The sequence below is a fragment of the Lacrimispora sp. genome (assembly GCF_032078915.1).
In the GTDB taxonomy this organism is placed as follows: domain Bacteria; phylum Bacillota; class Clostridia; order Lachnospirales; family Lachnospiraceae; genus Lacrimispora.
In genome coordinates this window covers 1-2,958 of the sequence record NZ_DAMAUN010000186.1, presented here as the reverse complement: position 1 = coordinate 2,958, position 2,958 = coordinate 1, and the positions used below count along the sequence as shown (strand labels likewise).

The following is a 2,958-nucleotide window of genomic DNA, read 5'->3' as shown; positions in this document are numbered from 1 at the left end:
TACGGTGGTGTGGGAGGACGGTAGATAAAATAATTATCTACCTCCTACCCGATTGCCCTTGAACCACATAGGCGATCAAAGTACTATCAATTACTTCCTCAGCATGTCCTGAAAAGTACCAATTTATTTTAAGGAGTCTTTCCATTGTTCAAACAGCTCCAGGTCAGAAGCCTTGAGCTTTAAATTAGTAGAAATGGTTTTTCCTTCCGGCGGCGTAATATGGATCTCCACCACGCTTCCTTCTTTCAGAGAGTTTTTTAAGGCTGCTTTCAGGAACAGGGGAAATTTGGGGTGGTTATCTTTAAAAACAGCCCAGGATTCCTTTAACTGCATTAAGTTCATTAAGTTCATTTAACAGGTCCTTTCTTTCTTGGTTATTAGGCATATCCTAGCATAAAAGGAAAAGGGAGTCAATGAGTGTAGATGGAAAGAACGGTCTTTTCTGAGACCTTTTGCCGTGATATAATAAGGACATTAAAGAAAGGAATGCCTATGAAGATCGACAGACTTATTGGAATTTTATCCATCCTGCTTCAAGAGGAAAAGGTAACGGCCTCTTATCTTGCAGAAATCTTTGAGGTTTCAAGACGGACCATAAACAGGGATGTGGAGGCACTGTTAAGGGCAGGTATCCCCATTTCCACTTTACAGGGTCAGAATGGAGGAATATCTATCATGCCGGCCTACCGGATCGACCGGACCGTGCTGACCTCCTTTGAAATGCAGTCCATACTGACCGGACTTAGAAGCTTAGACAGCGTGGCAGGGACGAACCGGTACCAGCAGCTCATGAAAAAACTGTCATCAGACCAGGCATCGGTGCAGGTTCCGGAAAGCCACATCATGATCAACCTTTCCTCCTGGTATAAATCCTCCCTGTCCCCTAAGATCGATCTGATCCAGAAAGCCATTGAAGCAGGCCGTTCGGTAAAATTCTGCTATTATGCTCCAAGTGGTGAAACAGAGAGAACCATTGACCCTTATCTTTTGGTATTCCAGTGGTCCTCCTGGTATGTGTGGGGATATTGCAGGGACAGGAAAGATTTCCGCATGTTCAAGCTAAACCGGATCCAGGAGCTTTCAGACACTGGGGACCTTTATGAAAAGCTTCCCTTACCACCTATTGAGTACTTTCCGGAAAATCCGTATCCCAATCAATTTCATATCACTGCGGTTTGTGAGCCGGAGATAAAATGGCATCTGATCGAGGAGTATGGAATGAACAGTTTTAAGGAACAGGAGGATGGAAAGCTATTGTTTGAGTTTGATTTTTCCAACAAGGAGAATCTGTATAGCTGGCTGTTAAGTATGGGTGATCAGATTGAACTTACGGAACCGGCGGAATTCAGAAGGGACATGGCAGAGCTGGCCATGGGAATTTATGAAAAATATGCCGGTAAAAGGAAGGACCCGCTTCTTGCAACCCATAGAAAACAAAGCTATAATAAAACATAAATTGACAAAAGCAGGTGAAATTTATGTATATAGCAGATTTACACATCCATTCCCATTATTCCAGAGCGACCAGTAAGGATTGTTCACTGGAATATTTGGACTTATGGGCGAGACGCAAAGGGATCGGCATTCTGGGGACCGGTGATTTTACCCACCCGGCATGGCGTGAGGAATTAAAGGAAAAGCTGATTCCCGCAGAGGAAGGGCTTTACATATTAAAAGAAGAATACCGTATGGACAAGGGAGCCGGGCCGGAAGCCAGGATTCCCCGGTTTGTAATCTCCGGAGAGATCAGCACCATCTATAAGAAAAATGAGAGAGTAAGAAAGGTTCACAGCGTCATTCTGCTTCCGGGCATTGAGGAGGCAGAGCTGCTGTCAAAAAAGCTTGAGACCATTGGAAACCTTCATTCAGACGGCAGGCCCATATTGGGGCTGGATTGTCATGACCTTCTGGAAATTACGATGGAATTATGCCCCAGGGCCATCTATATTCCGGCACATATCTGGACGCCGCATTTTTCGCTGTTTGGGGCATTTTCCGGTTTTGATACGATTGAGGAGTGTTTTGAGGATTTAACTCCCTATGTGCATGCGTTAGAGACAGGGCTTTCTTCTGATCCTCCTATGATATGGCGTTTGTCGGCTCTTGACCGTTTTCAGCTTGTTTCCAATTCTGATGCCCATTCCCCTTCAAAGCTTGGCAGGGAAGCCAATCTTCTGAATATTGACTTGTCCTATACCGGACTTTGGAATGCCATACAAAAGGGAGAGGGATTAGAGGGGACCGTAGAGTTTTTTCCGGAAGAGGGAAAATATCACTACGACGGCCACCGGAAATGCAATCTCTGCCTCTCTCCGTCAGAAGCGAAACAGTATTCCGGCAAGTGCCCGGTATGCGGCCGAAAGCTGACCACAGGCGTGTCCCACCGGATCGAACAGCTGGCTGACCGCAGTGAAGGCTATGTTCTTCCCGGAGGAAAGCCATTTGAGAATCTGGTCCCTCTTTCTGAAGTGATCGCGGCTTCTATCGGATATACTACCGCAAGCAAGAAGGTCCAGAACCAGTATGAATCCATGTTAAGGGATTTAGGACCTGAATTTCATATCCTTCGGGAGCTGCCTTTGGAGGATATCAGGCATGCTTCAGGCAATATGATTTCAGAGGGGATCAGGCGGTTAAGAGAGGGAAAAGTTCATTGCACTCCCGGATATGACGGGGAATACGGTATGATAAGGCTGTTTGAACCGGAGGAGATGGCAGCGAATTAATACAATGGCGGAAGGTTGGGAAATAACGAATGAGAAAGAAAAATGTAAGTAATATCCTTGATAAACTGGACCAGGTTTACGGTGTAACAAAAGAAGGGTTTTATCATCATCAGCCCTGGCAGCTTCTGGCGGCAATTATGCTCAGCGCCCAAAGCACGGATAAACAGGTGGAGGAAGTGCTTCCACAGCTGTTTCAGCGTTTTCAGACCGTAGAGCAGATGGCAGAAGCCCC

2 protein-coding genes and 2 pseudogenes are annotated in these 2,958 nt (G+C 45.9%); 3 read left to right on the top strand and 1 reads right to left on the bottom strand.

Annotation, left to right across the window (positions count from 1 at the left end):
- Positions 1-123 precede the first annotated feature (123 nt).
- Positions 124-351 (bottom strand): hypothetical protein, encoded by a 228-nt coding sequence (locus tag RT269_RS29995; RefSeq protein ID WP_313188185.1) that lies wholly within the window; start codon positions 349-351, stop codon positions 124-126.
- Positions 352-492: 141 nt separating this feature from the next.
- Between RT269_RS29995 and RT269_RS29990 the strand changes: the two genes are divergently transcribed.
- From RT269_RS29990 to RT269_RS29980, 3 genes and pseudogenes are all read left to right on the top strand, one after another.
- Positions 493-1,455 carry a helix-turn-helix transcriptional regulator gene (locus RT269_RS29990; RefSeq protein WP_313188183.1) on the top strand — a complete coding sequence of 321 codons (963 nt, stop codon included), beginning with the start codon at positions 493-495 and terminating at the stop codon, positions 1,453-1,455.
- A 23-nt stretch (positions 1,456-1,478) separates the two neighbouring features.
- Positions 1,479-2,714, top strand: a pseudogene (locus tag RT269_RS29985) (endonuclease Q family protein); the annotation flags it as partial.
- A gap of 41 nt (positions 2,715-2,755) precedes the next feature.
- Positions 2,756-2,958: pseudogene (locus tag RT269_RS29980) on the top strand (endonuclease III); the annotation flags it as partial.

Coding starts and splice junctions, on each gene's coding strand:
- RT269_RS29995 (WP_313188185.1), bottom strand. CDS start 351: ATGAACTTAATGAACTTAATGCAGTTAAAGGAATCCTGGGCTGTTTTT.
- RT269_RS29990 (WP_313188183.1), top strand. CDS start 493: ATGAAGATCGACAGACTTATTGGAATTTTATCCATCCTGCTTCAAGAG.